Origin of the sequence: Streptococcus sp. GMD1S (assembly GCF_000296875.1) — a bacterium.
Lineage (GTDB): Bacteria > Bacillota > Bacilli > Lactobacillales > Streptococcaceae > Streptococcus.
The window spans coordinates 1-2,401 of sequence record NZ_AJQY01000096.1 but is presented as its reverse complement, the minus strand read 5'-3'; the positions used below and the strand labels follow the sequence as shown (position 1 = coordinate 2,401).

3 protein-coding genes and 1 pseudogene are annotated in these 2,401 nt (G+C 39.1%); 2 read left to right on the top strand and 2 right to left on the bottom strand.

What is annotated here, in order from left to right:
- Positions 1 to 272, bottom strand: a 272-nt coding sequence (locus tag GMD1S_RS07240; protein WP_000013091.1) for an NUDIX domain-containing protein, incomplete at its 3' end; no start/stop codon positions are given.
- A gap of 176 nt (positions 273 to 448) precedes the next feature.
- On the opposite strand from GMD1S_RS07240, the gene GMD1S_RS07235 reads away from it, so the two are divergent.
- Together GMD1S_RS07235 and GMD1S_RS07230 are read left to right on the top strand one after the other, a co-directional pair.
- On the top strand, positions 449 to 1,351 hold the full coding sequence (locus GMD1S_RS07235) for a helix-turn-helix transcriptional regulator (RefSeq protein WP_000841080.1): 903 nt from the start codon (positions 449 to 451) through the stop codon (positions 1,349 to 1,351).
- 54 nt (positions 1,352 to 1,405) lie between these two features.
- Positions 1,406 to 2,020 carry a GyrI-like domain-containing protein gene (locus GMD1S_RS07230; RefSeq protein WP_000873101.1) on the top strand — a complete coding sequence of 205 codons (615 nt, stop codon included), beginning with the start codon at positions 1,406 to 1,408 and terminating at the stop codon, positions 2,018 to 2,020.
- Between the two features lie 42 nt (positions 2,021 to 2,062).
- Here the strand turns inward: GMD1S_RS07230 and GMD1S_RS07225 are convergent.
- Positions 2,063 to 2,401 (bottom strand): annotated as a pseudogene (locus GMD1S_RS07225) (ATP-dependent Clp protease ATP-binding subunit); the annotation flags it as partial.

The window sequence follows — 2,401 nt, the reverse complement described above, 5'->3', positions numbered from 1 at the left end:
TCACGGTGGCGAGAGTAGAAATACTCATCAGCTTGTCCGAAATAGCTTCCAATTTCAGCAGTAAAACCGAGTTCTTCGATGAGTTCTCTCTTCAGTGCTTCTTGATGGTCTTCTCCCGCTTCAATCTCTCCACCTGGCAAGAACCAAGCACCATTGGGAGCTTGGACTAAGACGATTTGTTTTTTCTCCGCATCAGGAATAACTGCGTACACACCATAGCGGGGCTGGTAGGTCACATTCTCTTTTTTTTCACCAAAAGTTGGGTTTGCCATTGCATTTTCCTCATTCTCTAGTATCTTTATTATTATCATAATGGACGAGGGGCAAGCTGTCAAGAATAAACCAACGAACTTGTGCAGAAAAAGCTACTTTGTTTGGATTAATATTTGTCTAGTTAAACTTTCCAGACCTAGCACTATAACTGGTATAATGAAAGAGAGGTGATTTTATGGCAGAATCAAGACTATTTCGTATCCTGTATCTACTTTTAGAAAAAGGCAGTACAACGGCTCCTGAATTATCCCGATTATTTGAAGTATCTGTACGAACGATTTATCGCGATATTGAGCGGTTGAGTATGGCGGGGATTCCTCTATATTCGATACCTGGGAAGTCAGGCGGAATCTTTTTAATGAAGGACTTTGTTCTGGATCGTACTCTCGTATCGGAGGATGAAAAATTAGAACTTCTATCAGCTTTGCAAGGAATTCAAGCCCTGACAAATGACAGGCAAGATTTGTTACTTGAAAAGTTGGAATCTATTTTTCAAGTTTCTACTAGCCCTTGGATAGAAGTAGATTTGACTGACTGGAGAAAGCGAGAAGGTCAAAAAGAATTATTTGATAACATCAAACATGCTATTCTAGAGAAAAGGCAACTGGTGATTACTTATCTAGGTGGGTGTAGTCAGAAAACGATTCGTACAGTCGAGCCCTTTAGACTCGTATTTAAAAAGAGAGATTGGTACCTTCATGCCTACTGTTGTTTGAAGGAAGAGTGGCGTTTTTTCAAATTGTCTAGAATTAGGAATTATCACCTAACAACTGAAACTGTGAAGCAGAAAAATGTGGAGGATTGGGTTGATGGTTCAGATCAAGTGGCACATCAAATCGAAGTTTCCTTGAAGTTTAGTCCCAAGCTTGCTTTCCGGGTTTATGAAGATTTTTCAGAAGATGAGATTAGCTTGGGGAAAGATGGGTGTTATTATGTCAAGACAGTCCTACCAGAGCATGAAAGTCTGTATACTTACCTCCTGTCTTATCTAGATGGGGTGGAAATACTCGCCCCCAATCATCTGAAGAAGGAATTGCTTTCTAGAGTAGAAAAAATCCAAAAACTTTACAAACCTTGACAAAAGATGTCAGGGTTTTGGTGCTATACTAGAGATAGAAAGGAGAGGAACCAAATGAAATACGAATGGAGAAAGGAAGCAAAAGATCTTTATCAAGTGAAAGCTAGTCCCAGCATCCTGCAGGTACTAGGTCAATCCTATATCGTGATTGATGGTAAAGGTGATCCAAATCAAGAAGATTTTTCAGAACGCGTAGGGGCCTTATATGCCTTAGCCTATGCGATAAAGATGAAGTATAAAAAAGCTCCTCTGGATGAGGTTTACACTGATTTTACTGTCTTTCCTTTAGAAGGTGTATGGAAAAAGGAGAAGGAGGGAGAACTGGTAAAAAGTGAGCTTTCTTATAGCATTATGATTGGGCAACCCGATTTTATTACGAGAGAACTATTTGAAAAAGCTTTGGAAGAGGTCAAAATCAAGAAGCCAAATATTCTCTATGAGGCTATTCGTTTTGAAATGATAGAAGAAGGCCAAAGCCTTGCTATGCTTCATGTAGGACCTTTTGATACTGAAAATGAGACTTTTGCAGAGATGGAGCATTTTTGTCAACTTCATAAACTCAAAAGAACTTCGGAAGTACACCGAGAAATTTATCTCACTAATCTTCATCGAACGGAGCCAAGCAAATTGAAAACAATTCTTCGCTATCAAGTTCAAGAAGAGAATTAAAAAAAGAACAGGAAATCTTGTTTCCTGTTCTTTTTATGAGATTTATTCTTCTATTTCAGAAGTAATCTCTTCTGTTTTTTCAGTTTTTTTAGCAGATTTGATTTGAATTTTGCCATTGTTTGTCATAACTGCCTTGAGGTCTTTTTCACTTGGATTTTCAAGGTAGTAGTCAGTGATGGCATCCTCGATATGGTCTTGAATAGTACGGCGGAGTGGACGCGCCCCCATTTTTGGATCATATCCCAAGTCAACCAACTTTTCTTTGACCTTGTCTGTCACATAGAGGTGGATATTGTTGCTAGAGAGGCGTTTGTTGACATCTGCAAGCATGAGTTCGACGATTTGGAGAAGGTTGTCCTTGCTGAGAGGTTTAAATTCGAT

Bases quoted from the DNA above. Each gene is read 5' to 3' on its own strand.
- GMD1S_RS07235 (WP_000841080.1), top strand. From the start codon at position 449: ATGGCAGAATCAAGACTATTTCGTATCCTGTATCTACTTTTAGAAAAA.
- GMD1S_RS07230 (WP_000873101.1), top strand. From the start codon at position 1,406: ATGAAATACGAATGGAGAAAGGAAGCAAAAGATCTTTATCAAGTGAAA.